Here is a 17,367-nt window from a genome sequence, read left to right as displayed (position 1 = left end):
TCTGAATAAAAAATAAGGGGATATTGAGATGATTAAAACATTGGACATGAAGCCGTTTGAAAATGCCGGACAGGAGTTGATTGACAAGTACCTCATTCCGGGAGTAGCTATTGGTATTGCTCAGGATGGTGAATTGGTTTACGGTAAAGGATTTGGTTATCGTAATATTGAGAAGGAAAAGCCGGTAACAATGGAAACTATCTATGGCATTGCATCCGTCACAAAATCTTTTACCTGTGTTGCAATCATGCAGCTGCAGGAACTAGGCAAGCTAAATGTACATGATCCAGTTGTGAAGTATTTGCCTGAATTTAAGACTCTTACAGATAAAACAGATCAAATGACAATCCATCATTTCATGACTCATTCAGCTGGTTTACCGCCGCTCCCGTCTCTGGTGTACGCAAATAAAAGAAGCTTTGATAGCGATCCTTCTGTAAACGATTATCCTGGACTCAAGTTGAAAGAAGAAGAAGAACAAGGACCAATCGATACATTTGAAGAGCTGATGGAGTTTATTGGGAAGCAGCAATTTGAATTGCTAGGCGATCCCGGTAACGAATTTAGTTATTCGAATGACAGCTATGCTTTATTAGGTGCCATTATAGCTCGTGTTAGTGAGCAATCCTATGAAGATTTTGTGAAAGAACATATTTTGGAACCGGCAGGCATGAATCATTCAGGGTTTCTAATAGAAGAATTCGGAGACTACGATAATATCACATCACTCTACGCCATTCAAAAAGGCGAAAATTGCGAGGAAGTGTATGAAGCTCCCGTATGGTGGGATTCGCCTTCAATGAGAGCTGCAGGCTATTTGAAATCGACGGTCGAAGACATGTTGAAGTATGCCGAGATTTTCAGAAACAATGGAAAAGTCGGAGATAACCAGATTCTTTCTGTAGAAAGTGTCCAAGAAATGATTAAACCTCACATAGAGTGCTCCCTAGGTCGATATTACGGGTATGGATTAATGATTACACCGGATTACTATGGCGGTACATTAGTGGAACATGGAGGCAATTTAAAAGCGATTGCTTCACAGCTATGTGTCATTCCGGAAAGAGGGGTCAGCGCCATGATCCTTACAAACCTAGCAGCAGTTCCAGCTTCATCAATCATGGCTCGTGCATTGAATGTATATGAGGGAAGGGAGTTCGATGCATCTCCTGTAGAATTCGATGATTATACACATACACCAGAAGAATTGGCTGAATTCGTGGGGGAATACGTATCCAACGAGGGTATGAAACTCACAGTGGATTTAAAACAAGACAGCCTTGAGTTTTCAGTGCCAGGCTTTAATTTCCCGGTAAAAAGTATAGGGAAAGATTTATTTTTGGCTGATGTCAATGACCAAAAAGAAATTATTCGTTTTGTGCGAAATTCCGAAGGGAAAATAGATCGAGTCGCTTATCATTATCGTCAATTCCCAAAAACTAATTAATTTCTTCATCCTTAGCTATCCCGTATAGCTAAGGGTTTTATTTAAGACAAAACTTTTATGGAAAGGAGATACAATCATGTCTCCACATATTGTTTATCGACAAGTAACCGATATTCAACGTTTAAAAGAAATCGTAAAATTTCAGGAATGGATTTGGAGTATTGAAAGTGTAACGATGCTGCCCCACTTAATTGCAGCCATTCATAATGGCGGAGTTGTCATCGGTGCGTTCGACGAAGAAAAATTAGTAGGATTTTGCTATGGATTTGCCGGTTTTAAAGACAGCCAAAACCTTCTCATTTCACATATGATGGCCATTCATCCGGAATATAGAAACATGGGAATTGGTGAAAGCCTAAAAATATCGCAAAAATCCTGGGCTGCTGATTATGGTTACACCAAAATTGTTTGGACATACGACCCTTTGGAGTCAAGAAATGGATATTTGAATATTCACAAGTTAGGGGGATATGTCCGAACTTATTACAAGGAGTATTACGGTGAAATGACGGACGAAATCAATAAGGGAATGCCCGCTGACCGTTTTTTGGTTGAATGGGATGTCCATGGAGCTGAAAAAGAGTTGATGAAAAGGACGCAAGTGGACCTTGACGTGATTGACCACCTGGTAGATGGTGAAGTTGTGGCTGACCTACTATCACCGATCGGATCTTTACAGGAGCTGGTGGATGATTATTATGCAGTAGCAGTTCCAAGAGACATTCATTTCATCAAAAAGCAAAGCATCAAGATAGCGCAACTCTGGAGACATGAACTGCGTAAAGCTTTTGTAAAGGCGTTTTCATCAGGGTATCGGGTGGTTGATGTCATCCGTCACAAAGACAATGCTGCGATGAATTATTACATTTTACAGAGACAGAAAACAAGTGAGGCACATACATGATACACCAAATAGATGAGTGGTTAAGGGAGATTCGTTTACTTTGTGAAAGAAATTAATGATAGGTGAAAGTTGTATCAACAAATAATATCGGACTTGCCTAGCGAGTCTTTTTTTTATGGGAAACTAGTCTCGAACTAAAGGAGGCGGCAGCATGAAACTCATCTCATGGAACGTAAACGGCATCCGCGCATGTGTAAAAAAAGGATGGATGGAGTACTTCCACGCGCAAGACGCTGATTTTTTCTGTATTCAAGAAACGAAGATGCAACAAGGGCAGCTGGACCTGGATCTTCCGGGATATCATCAGTACTGGAATGACGCTGAGAAAAAGGGCTACTCCGGCACAGCTATTTTACGAAGCATGAGCCGCTGTCGGTTCATTACGGATTAGAAGACGATCCGGATGAAGCGGAAGGGCGCATCATTACACTTGAGTACGACAACTTTTATCTCGTGAACACCTACATATCGAACGCAAAGAGAGACCTGTCACGTTTACCGTACCGACTCGAATGGGAAGACCGTATGTATAGCTATTTGACGCTGCTCAATTTGACGAAGCCGGTCATCTATGCAGGAAATCTAAATGTCGCGCACCAAGGAATCGATATCCGCAATGCGAAGTCGAGCATCGGCAATTCCGGATTCACCTTTGAAGAACGTGAGAAGATGACACGTCTGCTCGACAATGGATTTGTGGATTCTTTCCGCTATCTTCACCCAACTGCAGAAAGCCATTATACGTGGTGGAGTTATATGGCGAAGGTGCGTGAGCGCAATATCGGGTGGCGCATTGATTACTTCATCGTTTCCGAAAAACTGGCTCCATTAATTAAAGAGGCAGGGATGCACCCGGACACGATGGGCAGTGACCATTGTCCAATCTTTTTAGAATTAGGGAAAGAATTTTCAAAGTAAATAGCGTACAATAGAGAAAAACGCAGGAGGTTCTGACTCGTGAATCCATTAGCACAGCAACTGAACACCCAGATCCAAAACGAGAGCCCGGCTGTCCACGACATGTTGTCGTCGCTTGGGAAAAACTTATTCTATCCAAAAGGCATCTTGAGCCAAGGAGCTGAAGCGTCTGAGAAAGCGCATAAATTCAATGCGACGATCGGAATTGCGACTGAACATGGCGAACCGATGCACTTTTCACATATCCAGAAACGCATCGACTATGCACCAAAAGATGTCTACCCGTATGCACCCCCTCAAGGGAAGCCTGCACTGCGTGATGCATGGCTTGAAAAACTCTACAAAGACAACCCGTCAATGGTCGGCAAATCCATTGGGAAGCCGATTGTCACCAATGCATTGACGCACGGACTATCGATTCTCGCGGACTTATTTATGAACGAAGGAGACGCGCTCGTCGTACCGAACCACTACTGGGGCAACTACAACACCGTATTCGGAGTTCGTCGTGGTGGAAAGATCGTCACGTTCCCGCTGTTCGCGGAAAACACGCGTTTTGATACAAACGGACTTCGCGAGGCGCTCGCAGAACAATCCGGAAAAGCGATTGTGCTGTTAAACTTCCCGAATAACCCAACTGGTTACACACCGCACGAAGACGAAGCGAATGAAATCGTCGACGTGTTAAAAGAAGCGGCAGACAATGGATTAAACTTAGTCGTCGTGTTAGACGACGCGTACTTTGGTCTATTCTATGAAGATTCAATCACTGAATCCCTATTTGGGCGCCTAGCAGGAGTGCATGACCGCATTCTTCCGGTGAAGATTGACGGAGCGACGAAAGAGAACTATGTTTGGGGCTTACGAGTAGGCTTCATAACGTATGCTGCAGGCAAAGAGACGCTGGCTGCTCTTGAGCAGAAAACGAAAGGTATTATTCGTGGGACGATTTCAAGTGGGGCTCACATTTCGCAGACGATGATACTAGAGTCACTTCAGTCACCTGAATTTGAAGTCGAGAAGCAACAGAAGTTTGACGTCATGAAAGGCCGAGCCGTGAAGACAAAGGAGATTTTATCAGACGCGAAGTTTGATAAGCACTGGACGTACTATCCGTTCAACTCTGGCTACTTTATGTGTGTGAAGTTGCATGAAATCGATGCAGAAGAGCTTCGTTTACACTTACTCGACCAGTACGGCGTGGGTGTCATCTCGAACAACCAGACGGATATTCGTGTCGCATTTAGTTGCGTGGACGAGGAAGACCTGACAGAGCTATTCGACTTGATCTACCAAGCGTGCGAAGACTTAACAACCAACTAAATGACGAAAGCCGACGTATGGAAGCATCCACGCGTCGGCTTTTTTAAGTGGGGTAGATCTTGCTAGCAAGGGCTTGGGCAGCTAGGGTTTTGGGTTTAGTGCATGCGGGCAGGTTAGCGTGTGGTGAGCCGGCCGGGAACAAGCTTGTAAAGATCGACAAATCGATTTTCTGCTAGATGAAAGTTCTATTTCGTCACGACAAATCCCTGTTTTGTCACGAGAAATGCACGTGCTGTAAGGTGAACTCCCGCTCATCCACACTCCAGCCCTGACTAAGCCCCATTCACCCCATCACATATCGATAAAAATTCTTATACATCCACTTCTCCACTTGGTCGTCACTAAAACTCGAGCGCAAACGTTCTAATAGGTGAGGGAACTGTCCAGCGTGTTCCAGTCCATCCACTTTGATATTAATCCCGTCGAAATCTGAACCGAATCCAATAATGTCTTCCCCACCGAGAGCCACAATGTGCTCGAAATGAGCAATCAATTCATCGATTTCAGCATGGTCTTTACCTGAAATGAACCCCGGATAAAACACAATATGTAACGGTATGCCTTTTTCAATCATGGCTCGCAATTGAGTATCCGATAAGTTCCGAGGATGGTCACAGAGCGCACGCGCATTCGCGTGGCTGACAATCGGAAACTCGGCAAGCTCGAGTGTCTCCCAGAACCCTGCTTCCGCAATATGGGCAAGATCGACGAGAATCCCTCGCTCATTCAACCGAGCCACCACCTGTCTACCGAACGTCGTCAGTCCAGCACCACGGGGTTCCCCACAGCCGTCCGCTACCAAGTTTGCAGGATTCCAAGTGAGCCCGACAGATAACACACCTGCGTCCAAAAAAGCATCGAGTTTCGTCAGTTCATTGCCGATACACTCGAGTCCTTCGAGCGTTAAGAAGACAGAGATTTTGCCGTCCGGACGTTCAGCAAGCTCTGGCCAGTTGCGTACCCAGTGCACGTCTGGATGAGACAATACATGCTTGTGAAAAAGCTCTACTTGATGCATGGCTGCTGTATAGGCGGTTTCCGCAGAAAGCGAAGGTTCCACATAGATCGCAAAGGCCTGAGCAGTAATCCCGCCAGCCCGTAAGCGTTCAATCGATGTATCTAGTTCACCCTGAAAATTCTTCTGTAATTTATACAAGTGGTCACAATGTAGATCAATAAGTGTCATAATTAAGCTCCTTTGTGTGTTTTATAAATGCAGCAAATAATGTACTGGAATGCAGGCAATTCACCATCGTTTCGGGGTGCCATTGTACGCTATACCAAGGAGAAGCCTTGCGCTCGATTGTTTCCACAACGCCGTCAGACGATGTGGCACTCACGCGCGTGCCATCACCTAAACGATGGACGGCTTGGTGGTGAAATGAATTTACGGGGAGTGATGTGCATCCTGTCCGTTTTTCTAAGAAGCTTCCAGAAACAACGTCAACAACATGATGGGCTTCTTCGCGTGAACGCTTCGGGTTATGTTGGAGGAATGACCCATCTGCAATCGAATAGAGGTCTTGGTGAATCGTTCCACCACACGCGACGTTCAACATTTGCATATCCTTGCAGATCCCGAGTACAGGTTTACGCACCTGTGTCAGTTTCCTTAAGAGGGCGAGTTCCCGGATATCTCGTGACCCGTTAATTTCCCCGAGACCAGGAAGGGGGCTTCTCCGAAATGAATCGGGTCAATGTATCCGCCGCTAGTAAGCACAAATCCGTCCATCTTCTGAAGAATCGACTCGTCAAGAGAGCCGATTAAATAAACCGCACTGCAACCCGCATCCTCAATCGACCGCATATAACCACACGCGAGCGTGAATCGTTCATTTTCTTCTGAACCAATCTATATGCTCCTCATATGTCTGTAATTCGATTGGGGCTGAAGTGCTTAGTTCTATTACCGTTGTAACGAACTTTCCTTATGTGGCGATCATCCACTTTAAGTTTACGCTACTATTTTGAGTATCATTATACCTTGAGTGAGCATCATTGTGAAGAAGTATAATGATAGAGAACAGGTCTCTTTATCTCGATTCCAAAAGAAATGATTTTTTGTCACATTTTCGGGGAAAAGGGTATACTAAGAACTAATTATGTATGGAAGAAGGCGACGAGATGAATCATCCTTATGCAGATGACAGTTTAACATTACATACCGATCTCTATCAGATCAACATGGCAGAGGCCTACTGGGCAGACAACATGCACGAGCGCAAAGCCGTGTTTGAACTGTTCTTCCGGAAGCTCCCGTTTGGCAATGGGTATGCAATTTTTGCTGGGCTAGAACGGATTCTCGACTATATAAAGAACTTCCGTTTCAGTGAATCAGACCTCGCATATTTAGAAGAACAAGGCTATCAGGCAGATTTCTTAGCGTATTTGAAGGACCTGCGATTTACCGGCAACATCTATGCCATGCGTGAAGGAGAGCTCGCTTTCCCGCAAGCCCCACTCGTGCGTGTAGAAGCACCCCTAATCGAAGCCCAACTCATTGAGACGGCGCTCCTGAACATCGTCAATTTCCAGACGTTGATTGCGACGAAATCATCACGCATTAAACAAGTGGTCAAAGACGAAATCGTCATGGAATTTGGTTCACGCCGAGCGCATGAGATGGATGCAGCTATTTGGGGAGCACGTGCTGCCTATATTGGGGGAGCAGAAGCAACAAGTAACGTGCGCACAGGAAAGTTATTTGGCATTCCGATTTCAGGAACACATGCCCATTCTATGGTTCAGGCGTATAAATCTGAATACGAAGCATTCCATGCCTACGCCAAGCGCCATAAAAAGTGTGTGTTCTTAGTCGATACGTATGACACGCTTAATATTGGTGTACCGACAGCGATTCAGGTAGCCAAAGAACTAGGGGACAAAATAGATTTTGTCGGCATTCGACTCGATAGCGGGGATATTGCGTTCTTGTCTAAAGAATCACGTCGCATGCTTGATGAAGCAGGTTTCCCAGACGCAAAAGTGGTGGTTTCCAACGATTTAGATGAATACACAATTTTGAACTTAAAGGCACAAGGGGCCAAAGTCGACATGTGGGGAATCGGGACAAAGCTGATCACTGCGTATGATCAACCTGCACTCGGCGCCGTTTATAAACTCGTGTCTATCGAAAATGATGCGGGAGAAATGGAAGATACGATTAAGATTTCTTCTACGACTGAAAAAGTGACGACTCCCGGTGAAAAAAGGATTTACCGCATCATCGACCGTGAAAACGGAAAAGCAGAAGGGGACTACATTACACTTAAAGAAGAAGATCCGACGAAAGAGGATCGCTTGAAAATGTTCCACCCGGTTCATACATTCGTATCAAAATTTGTTACCAACTTTGATGCCATTGATTTGCATCATCACGTAGTGGCAGATGGCCGTGTGATTTATGACAACCCAACTTTACCTGAGATGCAGGCTTACGCGAAGTCCAACCTGACACTCCTTTGGGATGAATACAAACGTTCGTTGAACCCAGAAGAATATCCTGTCGACCTGAGTCAAAAATGCTGGGACAACAAAATGCGCAATATTCAAGAAGTGAAAGAAATGGTCGACATGCATAAAGCGACAGGAGGGAAAGTTCAATGACAATGCAACAAGAAATTATTCAAGAGCTTGGTGTAAAGCCGCAAATTGATGTGAACGAAGAGATTCGTGTGACGATTGATTTCATGAAAGACTACATGAAAAAACATAGCTTTTTAAAATCACTAGTACTTGGAATTTCTGGAGGGCAAGATTCTACGTTACTTGGTAAACTTGCTCAAATGGCTGTAGACGAATTGAATGAAGAAACAGAGGGGGGCTATGAATTTATTGCAGTCAGTCTCCCTTATGGTGTGCAGTTTGATGAACATGATCGTCAAGATGCGCTCGCATTCATTCAACCTAGCCGAAAGATTACTATTAATATCAAAGAAGCTGTGGATGCAAGCGACCGAGCATTGCTAGAAGCAGGAGTTGACTTGAGTGATTTTGCAAAAGGAAACGAAAAGGCACGTGAACGAATGAAGGCTCAGTATTCGATTGCTGCAAGTTTCAATGGTCTGGTGCTCGGTACAGATCACGCAGCTGAAGCTGTTACTGGATTCTACACAAAATACGGCGATGGGGGTGTGGACCTTACCCCTTTATTCCGTCTGAACAAACGCCAAGGTCGTGCGATGTTAAAAGAACTTGGAGCTCCAGAACATCTTTATATGAAAATCCCGACTGCGGATTTAGAAGAAGACCGTCCGGCGATTCCAGACGAAGTGGCATTAGGCGTTACCTATGATCATATCGACGACTACCTTGAAGGAAAACAGATTGATCTAGAGGCGCAAGAAAAGATTGAAGGCTACTTTATCCGCTCGCGTCATAAACGTACGATGCCCGTCACTGTATTTGACACGTGGTGGAAAAAATAAACCTAGTGAAGAGGCTGCATTTGCAGTCTCTTTATTTGTTTTCTTGTAGGTCATTGGGTATGCTAAAAGAGAACTGACGTAATTTTCGAAAAATGACCGGACCTATAGAGAGGACGAGCGCAATGGACGCCAAATTGAAGATTGACCAAGTATTAGAGAATATCAGTAAAGTGATAATAGGAAAACGTGAAGTCGCAGAACTATCGGTAGCAGCTCTATTAGCAGGAGGCCACATTCTATTAGAAGATGTGCCTGGTGTTGGGAAGACGATGCTTGTTCGTGCTTTAGCAAAATCCACAGGTGCTAATTTCCGCCGCATCCAGTTTACCCCAGATTTACTCCCATCTGACGTTGTAGGCGTCTCCATCTATAACCCGAAAGAAATGGCATTTGAATTTCGACCTGGCCCGATCATGGGGAACATTGTTCTTGCCGATGAAATTAACCGGACATCGCCAAAGACCCAATCTGCACTACTTGAGGGGATGGAAGAATCCTCTGTCACAGTAGACGGAGAGACACTTGCGATCCCTAAACCGTTTTTTGTTATGGCTACACAAAACCCGATTGAACATGAAGGGACGTATCCACTTCCAGAGGCCCAGCTCGACCGATTCATCATGAAGCTCAAAATGGGCTACCCGACTGTGACGGAAGAAGTTCAGGTATTAAACAGTCTTGAACACAATGTGCCAATCGAGGAACTTGAGACGGTGATTTCACTAGCAGAGCTGACAGCGATTCAAAAAGAAGTGCGGGCGGTGCATGTCTCGGACGTCTTGAAAACATATATTGTCGAGCTTGCAACACGTACGCGAAACGATCCGTATGTCTATTTAGGTGCGAGTCCACGTGCTTCTATAGCACTAATGAGAGCAGCGCAGGCGTACTCCTTAATGAAAGGCAGAGACTTTGTCATGCCTGACGACATTCAATATCTCGCGCCATTCGTATTCTCACACCGTATTATCTTGAAACCAGAAGCTCGATATGAAGGGATGCAGGCGCAAGCGATTTTGAAAGAAATCATCAAGCGCACTCCTGTGCCTGTGGAACGGAATGTTGCGACATGAAACACCATGCAGGCTTGATAGGCCTCTTACTGATAGGAGTTGCAAGTTTTGCATACGCAATGTTTCAAGGTGGGTTTGTCAGTTGGTTTTTACTCTATGCTATCATCCCATTTCTAATTTTTGCGCTCATTATTTATTTTTACCCTGTCCGAAAAATGACAGTGGAGCGCGAATTGACTTCAGGTGAACTCACACGTGGTCAAACACTTGAAGTCACTCTCCATATAACACGAAATGACTGGTGGCCCCTCTACTATATGAAAGTAAGAGACTATCCACCGTTTAAAGACTATGAACCAAAACAACGTATTGTATTTGTAGGCTTCCGCCGATCCATTACGCTCACGTATGCCATTGAGAAATTGCCACGCGGTATATACATATTTGACGATGTAGAACTTGAACTCGTCGACCTTCTCGGCTGGTTACGCAAATCGTGGATAGTCTCAAGTCCGCACCAGATAACGGTGTATCCTCGTGTGACAGACCTTTTCTATACGCCGATTGCTTCCAATTATGATCAAGGTGCAGCACGAGCGCGTTTCCAAGCGCATAAAGAAAACTCTGTTGCAACAGGAGTCCGTGAGTATCAACCAGGTGACCGGGTTTCCTGGATTGACTGGAAATCGTTTGCGAAAAGTCAAACCCTGCGAACAAAAGATTTCGAAGATCGTCAAGCCCAAGATACTTTGTTGTACCTTGACCGAACAGAAGGACAAAGCTTTGACGATGCCATCGACTTCACACTCTCTGTCGTTCATGCAATGGAAAAGTCGGATTCCACCGGTGCATTCATCATTCCAGGTTCCAAGGGCATGATGCTGACGACTGTTCAGCACCAAGGACATGTAGAAAGAGCAAAACGAGAATTGGCCACAACGGAAGCAATCGAAGCTCAAGCGATGCGTCGATTGATTTCTGAAGACAAACGACTGGGTACGTTCAAGGGCATTATCTGTATTACTGCTTATCTTGAAAAAGCACGAATTGAAGCACTTACACACATGACACCGAATTTACGAGAAGGCATTTGCTTTGTAGTAAAAGGGGAAAATGCTCCGCGGCTGACTTCAGCTGAACTGCCAGTCGAAGAGTATGCGAAAGCACGAGGTTGGTCGGTCATCACCGTCTCACCGTCTCAATTCCCGGATGCATTCGGGGAGGTGGCCAAACGATGAAGCAGCGCACATTTATTATGGAGGCCGTGACGTTTTTAGCTGCCTTATTGTTACTTATTGAATGGTTAGGCCCAATTGCGGAATTGACGAATATTGGTTTTATTCGCGTGTTCTACATTTTTGTCGCGATTTCCTTCATCTTGTTATTTTTGAAAACCCCTTGGTGGATCAGTGGATTTGTAAAAATTGCTTATATTTATTGGTTCATCGTTTCTATTTATTCAGAGTTCACGATTTTAAGTGGAGAGAGTATTCGCTTCTTTTTGACTGAACTCATTTTCAATATCACACAACTGATTACATTGGATTTGACACAAATGACTGATCCGTTCCGCACAATCCTATTTTTTGTTTTGTTGTGGATGACTGTCTATTTGATTGGCTACTGGATTCGCATGCGTGCAACTATATTTGTATTCTTTATTTTAACAGTCATTATCATCGGCATTCTTGACACATTTACTCCGTATGACGGTTCTGCAGCGATTGTTCGCGTCTTTGTCATCGGTTTAGGAGTCAGTGCCTTCCTATTCTTATTTAAGTTGCACGAGAACCAAAAGCAAGTTCGCTACATTGGCATTGCGTTTACAGCAGCGCTTCTTCTTCTTTCTGTATCACTTGCCATCGTGCTCCCAAAAGCTGGACCATTATGGCCAGACCCCGTGCCGTATTTCTACTCAACCAATCCGCAGTCAGGGACTGGTCCAGGTGGGGCAGGAGGAATCAATAAAGTCGGCTATGATGAAAATGATGAACAACTCGGAGGCTCATTCATCAGTGATGATACCGAGGTATTCCAAGTAACTTCCACCTCTCGTGGCTACTACCGTGTAGAAACAAAGGATACGTATACATCGAAAGGGTGGATCCAATCAGAACCTCAGCTTGTCTATGATTACTATCAACAAGAGGAAGAATTTGCATTAGACTTCCCACCTAGCGTAGAAGACGATGTGCAACAAATGACATTCGACATGCAAACGGATTTCCCTTTTCTTTTCCATACGTACGGGGCAACGTCCTATACGAGCGGAGAACCCTTTGACGTCCGTTTCAACCTCAGTACAAACAAGTTTGATGCAGTCGATCAAGAAGCAATTGTAGAACCGCAAAGTTACAGTGTCGACTTTGCAGAGCCAAGTTATTTGTTAAGTGAGCTTCGATCAACTGCCATCGAAGATTTACAAACGATTGGTTCAGAATTTGACCGTTACTTGCAGCTTCCGAATACACTTCCGCAACGTGTGCGAGACTTAGCGCTTGATATTACTTCTGAGCAACAAAGTGTTTATGACCAAGCAAAAGCCATCGAACAGTATTTCCGAACGAATGGCTTCACCTACAGTCAAAACAACGTAGCCGTTCCGGAAGGGGACACAGATTACGTTGACCAGTTCTTGTTTGATACAAAAATCGGGTACTGTGACAACTTTTCGACGTCTATGGTCGTCTTGCTTCGTGCAGCTGATATTCCAGCGCGCTGGGTGAAAGGATTTGCTCCTGGCGAAGTTGTACAAGCTGAAAACGGTGAGCAAATCTTTCAAGTGACGAATAACAACGCGCACTCATGGGTCGAAGCGTATTTACCTGGAATCGGCTGGATGAATTTTGAGCCGACTATCGGATTTACGAATACACCGGATATCGAGTTTGACATCGAGTTAAGTCCAGACGATTCACTTGCAGCAGAGCAACAAGAAATTGAACAACAAGAGCAACAACAGCAAGAAACACCAGATCAACAGACGACACAGCAATCGAACTTCTCATTAGAACCTGCTGTTGAATGGCTCGATGCCAACAAATGGCGACTGCTCGGTTTATTCGGTTTACTCGGTGTCATCGGAAGCTTACTTTATAAGTTCCGTTTGAAATGGTTGCCGAAATTCTGGCTGCGCCGCTATTTGGCTTCAGATCAATCAGCAGAAGAATTTGAAAAATTATATACGCGACTGCTTCGTTATTTGGCGCTGTATGGATTACCGAAAGAACCAGGGCATACACTGACGCGCTACGCCGCCCAGATCGACAACTATTTTGGCGAAGGGCACATGCGTAATTTGACTACCCATTACGAGCGCCATTTATACGGAAAAGGGACACCAGAAAAACCGGAGCACTTGCGGGAAAGTTGGGAATATTTAATCAATCGCCTAAGCAGTTGATTTTGCCCTACGAAGGCTGTACACTAGGTACAATTCAATAACTACACAGGCCTCGTATATGTCCATTAATCTGGTATGGATGTCTCTACCAAGTCACCGGAAATGACTTGACTATGAGGACGGATTTCGTCATGCACATGCAGGGGCGTTATTCGTCCTTTTAGTTGTTCATTTTAGATGGACTTCAGTAGACCACACCAGACGCATAGATCAAGGCATCTATGCGTTTTTTTCATGACAGAACCTGTGATACTAATCAATGAGGTGGACAAACACATGACAGCTGCTCCTTTATTACAGGAACAAGAAAAAATCGTCGTACTCGACTTTGGTAGCCAGTACAATCAATTGATCACGCGTCGCATTCGTGAATTTGGCGTATACAGTGAATTACATCCCCATACAATTACAGCAGAAGACATCAAAAAGATGAACGCTGTCGGAATCATCTTCTCAGGTGGTCCGAACTCTGTGTATGACGTGAATGCATTCCACGTCGATCCAGCAATCTACGAACTTGATATTCCAATCCTAGGTATTTGCTATGGTATGCAATTGATGGCACATTATTACGGTGGAACAGTGGAGCGCGCAATGCAACGTGAATACGGAAAAGCAGACATCGCTGTTCAAAACCCTACACATCTATTTGATTCTTTACCAGATTCACAAGTTGTATGGATGAGCCATGGTGACCATGTAACAGTTGCACCTCCAGGATTCGAAGTCATCGCAACAAGTCCTTCATGTGAAGTGGCAGCGATGGCGAACGTTGAAAAAAATCTTTATGCTGTCCAATTCCACCCAGAAGTTCGTCATTCGATTTATGGAAACCAGTTAATCGAGAACTTCGTGTTCAAAGTTTGTGGAGCAAAAGGGGACTGGTCGATGGAAAGTTTCATCGAGCTTGAAGTCGAGAAAATCCGTGAGCAAGTCGGCGATAAAAAAGTACTTTGCGCACTATCAGGTGGCGTTGACTCATCAGTAGTTGCGGTACTGATCCATAAAGCAATCGGCGATCAATTGACATGTATGTTCGTTGACCACAATCTTCTTCGTAAAAATGAAGCAGATGAGGTAATGAAAATTTTCGCTGACGGCTTCAATATGAACGTCATCAAAATCGATGCTCGTGAGCGCTTTATGTCAAAACTTGCAGGTGTTTCAGATCCTGAAAAGAAACGTAAAATCATCGGAAATGAATTTATTTATGTATTTGACGACGAAGCAGCGAAGCTTTCAGACATGGACTTCCTCGCACAAGGGACACTTTACACGGATATTATCGAAAGTGGTACGGCTACTGCTCAAACAATCAAATCACACCACAATGTTGGTGGCCTTCCTGAAAACATGAAGTTTGAATTGATCGAGCCATTAAACACACTCTTTAAAGATGAAGTACGTGCATTAGGAGCAGAGCTTGGTCTTCCTGAAAGTTTAGTTTGGCGTCAGCCTTTCCCAGGTCCGGGTCTTGCGATTCGTGTGCTTGGAGAAGTGACAGAAGAAAAACTAGAAATCGTTCGTGAATCCGATGCAATCCTTCGTGAGGAAATTGCAAAAGCTGGTCTTGACCGTGACATCTGGCAGTACTTCACAGTGCTACCTGATATCCGCAGTGTAGGCGTAATGGGTGATGCACGCACATATGATTACACAATCGGAATTCGTGCCGTAACGTCAATTGACGGTATGACATCTGACTGGGCACGTATCCCGTGGGATATTTTAGAGAAAATCTCTGTTCGTCTGGTCAATGAAGTAAACCACATCAACCGTGTTGTCTATGACATTACTTCTAAGCCACCAGCAACGATTGAGTGGGAATAACGAACTTTCGTGGAATAAATATAAATAATGTTCGGTTTTTCTGTTGACGGAGAAAAACTGAAATGTTATCCTAAGATTATAAAATTGAATCATGTCGTCGTATATATTTGGGAATAAGGCCCGAACGTCTCTACCGGATCACCGTAAATGATCTGACTACGATGAGCACAGCACTCCCACTTTTGTCGGTTTGTTTTGCTTATTGAGGGAGTATGCGAATTCGTATACTCCCTTTTTCTGTAGACAAGGCTATTCGCGACAGAAATCAGGAGGAAATTATGAAGAAGTATTTTCGTTTTGAAGAATTAGGCACCAACTACCGAAGAGAAATCATCGGTGGACTCACTACTTTCTTAGCAATGGCGTATATTTTAATCGTCAATCCAATCACGCTCTCTCTAGAAACAGTACCAGGTCTACCAGACTTTATGTATATGGATAAAGGGGCAGTCTTTACTGCAACTGCATTAGCAGCAGCAATCGGATCACTCGTCATGGGGATTCTTGCTAAATACCCGATTGCACTGGCACCAGGTATGGGACTTAATGCATTTTTCGCTTATACCGTTATCTTAACAATGGAAATCCCTTGGCAAGTTGCTTTAACAGGTGTTCTATTTTCTGGTATTATCTTTATTATCTTATCTTTAACTGGAATTCGTGAAGTCATTATCAACTCGATCCCAAGTGAATTAAAATATGCTGTGGGAGCAGGGATTGGACTTTTCATTACATTTATTGGCCTTCAAAACGCTCAAATTATTGTAAATAACGACGCTGTGTTATTAGGCCTTGGAGATTTCACAGACCCGAATGTCTTACTCACAATCTTTGGACTTGTGATCACAGTCATCATGATGGTAAAGGGAATCAAGGGCGGAATATTCTACGGATTGGCTATTACAGCAATCGTAGGAATGGTATTTTCATTAGTTCCTATGCCATCAGGAATTATCGGCGAAGTGCCAAGTGTCAGCTCAACATTCGGTGTTGCGTTTGAACCAATTTTTAATGATCCAGCTTCACTACTGACAGTTCAATTCTTAATCGTTGTTTTAACATTCTTATTCGTTGATTTCTTTGACACAGCAGGAACTCTAATCTCTGTCGCAAACCAAGCAGGTCTTATGAAAGACGAAAAGCTTCCACGTGCGAGTAAAGCTCTATTATCAGATGCGATTGCCACGACAGCAGGAGCAATCGTTGGAACATCGACAACTACTTCCTATGTAGAATCAAGTGCAGGTGTAGCAGCAGGGGCACGTTCAGGTTTTGCAGCCGTCGTAACAGGAGTATTATTTTTACTATCTTTATTCTTTTACCCATTACTGAGTGTCATTACGGCAAGTGTGACAGCTCCTGCTTTAATTATTGTAGGGGTATTGATGGTAAGTTCAATTGGTAAGATCGACTGGTCAAAATTCGAAGTCGCAGTACCAGCATTTTTCGTAATCTTGATGATGCCACTGACATACTCGATTGCTACAGGAATCGCAATCGGATTTATCTTCTATCCAATTACAATGTTAGTTGCAGGAAGAGCGAAAGAGATTCATCCGATTATGTATGGCCTATTTTTCATTTTCTTGGCTTACTTTATATTCTTATAAGAAGAAACTCCAATTCCTCATCATTTATTGATGAGGATTTTTTTGTTTGTATTACTTAAAAATACACTTGTATTTTTAAGAATAAAATGTTATTATATTTCTACTGAATTTTAGTTGACTGGCTATTGCAAAGGATGCTAAGATATAAAGGTCGCCAAGAGAGAATAAATAAATAGTTGACAACACATTGAATGTTTTGTTACTATATAAAAGTTGTCTCAACACGACATATGAACATTGAAAACTGAACATGCAAGACGTCAAGATAGAGCGTCACCGCCCCGACCCCCGTTGGGTGTGCGTGACGCAAACACGAACCAAGTCGCATCCTTTAACGGGATGTGATGGACGTTCAAAAATGGACATCATTATGATGCCAGCAACAAAATGAGCTTCTATTAAGTTCTCTTTTATGGAGAGTTTGATCCTGGCTCAGGACGAACGCTGGCGGCGTGCCTAATACATGCAAGTCGAGCGGATGAAGGAGGAGCT

11 protein-coding genes, 1 rRNA gene, 2 pseudogenes and 2 riboswitches are annotated in these 17,367 nt (G+C 43.9%); of the genes and pseudogenes, 12 read left to right on the top strand and 2 right to left on the bottom strand.

Annotated features, from left to right (window positions below; genetic code table 11):
• The first annotated feature begins 28 nt into the window (after positions 1–28).
• The 4 genes and pseudogenes from JOD03_RS09910 (at position 29) to JOD03_RS09895 (ending at position 4,592) form a co-directional block, all read left to right on the top strand.
• A complete protein-coding gene (locus JOD03_RS09910) occupies positions 29–1,447 on the top strand; it encodes a serine hydrolase domain-containing protein (protein WP_204590681.1) in 1,419 nt (472 codons plus the stop codon).
• Positions 1,448–1,523: 76 nt separating this feature from the next.
• Entirely contained in the window at positions 1,524–2,351 is an 828-nt protein-coding gene (locus tag JOD03_RS09905) for a GNAT family N-acetyltransferase (RefSeq protein ID WP_204590680.1), read from the top strand.
• Between the two features lie 151 nt (positions 2,352–2,502).
• Positions 2,503–3,269 (top strand): annotated as a pseudogene (locus JOD03_RS09900) (exodeoxyribonuclease III).
• A 39-nt stretch (positions 3,270–3,308) separates the two neighbouring features.
• Positions 3,309–4,592: an aminotransferase class I/II-fold pyridoxal phosphate-dependent enzyme gene (locus JOD03_RS09895; protein ID WP_204590678.1), complete on the top strand. Its 1,284-nt coding sequence runs from the start codon at positions 3,309–3,311 to the stop codon at positions 4,590–4,592.
• A gap of 283 nt (positions 4,593–4,875) precedes the next feature.
• Here the strand turns inward: JOD03_RS09895 and JOD03_RS09890 are convergent, their stop codons facing one another.
• Both JOD03_RS09890 and JOD03_RS09885 read right to left on the bottom strand, forming a co-directional pair.
• The gene (locus JOD03_RS09890; RefSeq protein WP_204590676.1) at positions 4,876–5,778 is read right to left on the bottom strand and encodes a dipeptidase; all 903 of its coding nucleotides are present in this window, start codon (positions 5,776–5,778) and stop codon (positions 4,876–4,878) included.
• Positions 5,765–6,399 (bottom strand): annotated as a pseudogene (locus JOD03_RS09885) (gamma-glutamyl-gamma-aminobutyrate hydrolase family protein). The gene JOD03_RS09890 and the pseudogene JOD03_RS09885 overlap by 14 nt, the downstream one beginning before the upstream one ends.
• A gap of 317 nt (positions 6,400–6,716) precedes the next feature.
• On the opposite strand from JOD03_RS09885, the gene JOD03_RS09875 reads away from it, so the two are divergent.
• The 8 genes from JOD03_RS09875 to JOD03_RS09840 form a co-directional block, all read left to right on the top strand.
• Positions 6,717–8,198: a nicotinate phosphoribosyltransferase gene (locus JOD03_RS09875; protein WP_204590670.1), complete on the top strand. Its 1,482-nt coding sequence runs from the start codon at positions 6,717–6,719 to the stop codon at positions 8,196–8,198.
• A complete protein-coding gene (gene nadE, locus JOD03_RS09870; RefSeq protein ID WP_204590668.1) occupies positions 8,195–9,019 on the top strand; it encodes an ammonia-dependent NAD(+) synthetase in 825 nt (274 codons plus the stop codon). The genes JOD03_RS09875 and nadE overlap by 4 nt, the downstream gene beginning before the upstream one ends.
• A gap of 122 nt (positions 9,020–9,141) precedes the next feature.
• A complete protein-coding gene (locus JOD03_RS09865; RefSeq protein ID WP_204590667.1) occupies positions 9,142–10,092 on the top strand; it encodes an AAA family ATPase in 951 nt (316 codons plus the stop codon).
• The gene (locus tag JOD03_RS09860) at positions 10,089–11,270 is read left to right on the top strand and encodes a DUF58 domain-containing protein (RefSeq protein WP_204590666.1); all 1,182 of its coding nucleotides are present in this window, start codon (positions 10,089–10,091) and stop codon (positions 11,268–11,270) included. Before JOD03_RS09865 ends, JOD03_RS09860 begins: the two co-directional genes overlap by 4 nt.
• Positions 11,267–13,435: a transglutaminase domain-containing protein gene (locus tag JOD03_RS09855; RefSeq protein ID WP_204590665.1), complete on the top strand. Its 2,169-nt coding sequence runs from the start codon at positions 11,267–11,269 to the stop codon at positions 13,433–13,435. Before JOD03_RS09860 ends, JOD03_RS09855 begins: the two co-directional genes overlap by 4 nt.
• Before the next feature lie 32 nt (positions 13,436–13,467).
• Positions 13,468–13,569: riboswitch (purine riboswitch) on the top strand.
• Positions 13,570–13,711: 142 nt separating this feature from the next.
• Positions 13,712–15,265, top strand: coding sequence for a glutamine-hydrolyzing GMP synthase (gene guaA, locus JOD03_RS09850; protein ID WP_204590664.1), 1,554 nt, complete (start codon positions 13,712–13,714; stop codon positions 15,263–15,265).
• A 77-nt stretch (positions 15,266–15,342) separates the two neighbouring features.
• Positions 15,343–15,444, top strand: a riboswitch (purine riboswitch).
• A gap of 99 nt (positions 15,445–15,543) precedes the next feature.
• Positions 15,544–16,875 carry an NCS2 family permease gene (locus JOD03_RS09845; RefSeq protein WP_204590663.1) on the top strand — a complete coding sequence of 444 codons (1,332 nt, stop codon included), beginning with the start codon at positions 15,544–15,546 and terminating at the stop codon, positions 16,873–16,875.
• A 409-nt stretch (positions 16,876–17,284) separates the two neighbouring features.
• Positions 17,285–17,367, top strand: a 16S ribosomal RNA gene (locus JOD03_RS09840); the annotation flags it as partial.

Origin of the sequence: Chryseomicrobium aureum, from assembly GCF_016909155.1 — a bacterium.
GTDB classification, from domain to species: domain Bacteria; phylum Bacillota; class Bacilli; order Bacillales_A; family Planococcaceae; genus Chryseomicrobium; species Chryseomicrobium aureum.
The sequence above is the reverse complement of the archived record's forward strand: the minus strand, read 5'-3'. Positions and strand labels throughout refer to the sequence as shown.

Excerpts from the sequence above, each read along its gene's own strand:
- JOD03_RS09910 (WP_204590681.1), top strand. The coding sequence starts at position 29 with ATGATTAAAACATTGGACATGAAGCCGTTTGAAAATGCCGGACAGGAG.
- JOD03_RS09905 (WP_204590680.1), top strand. The coding sequence starts at position 1,524 with ATGTCTCCACATATTGTTTATCGACAAGTAACCGATATTCAACGTTTA.
- JOD03_RS09890 (WP_204590676.1), bottom strand. The coding sequence starts at position 5,778 with ATGACACTTATTGATCTACATTGTGACCACTTGTATAAATTACAGAAG.
- JOD03_RS09875 (WP_204590670.1), top strand. The coding sequence starts at position 6,717 with ATGAATCATCCTTATGCAGATGACAGTTTAACATTACATACCGATCTC.
- nadE (WP_204590668.1), top strand. The coding sequence starts at position 8,195 with ATGACAATGCAACAAGAAATTATTCAAGAGCTTGGTGTAAAGCCGCAA.
- JOD03_RS09865 (WP_204590667.1), top strand. The coding sequence starts at position 9,142 with ATGGACGCCAAATTGAAGATTGACCAAGTATTAGAGAATATCAGTAAA.
- JOD03_RS09860 (WP_204590666.1), top strand. The coding sequence starts at position 10,089 with ATGAAACACCATGCAGGCTTGATAGGCCTCTTACTGATAGGAGTTGCA.
- JOD03_RS09855 (WP_204590665.1), top strand. The coding sequence starts at position 11,267 with ATGAAGCAGCGCACATTTATTATGGAGGCCGTGACGTTTTTAGCTGCC.
- guaA (WP_204590664.1), top strand. The coding sequence starts at position 13,712 with ATGACAGCTGCTCCTTTATTACAGGAACAAGAAAAAATCGTCGTACTC.
- JOD03_RS09845 (WP_204590663.1), top strand. The coding sequence starts at position 15,544 with ATGAAGAAGTATTTTCGTTTTGAAGAATTAGGCACCAACTACCGAAGA.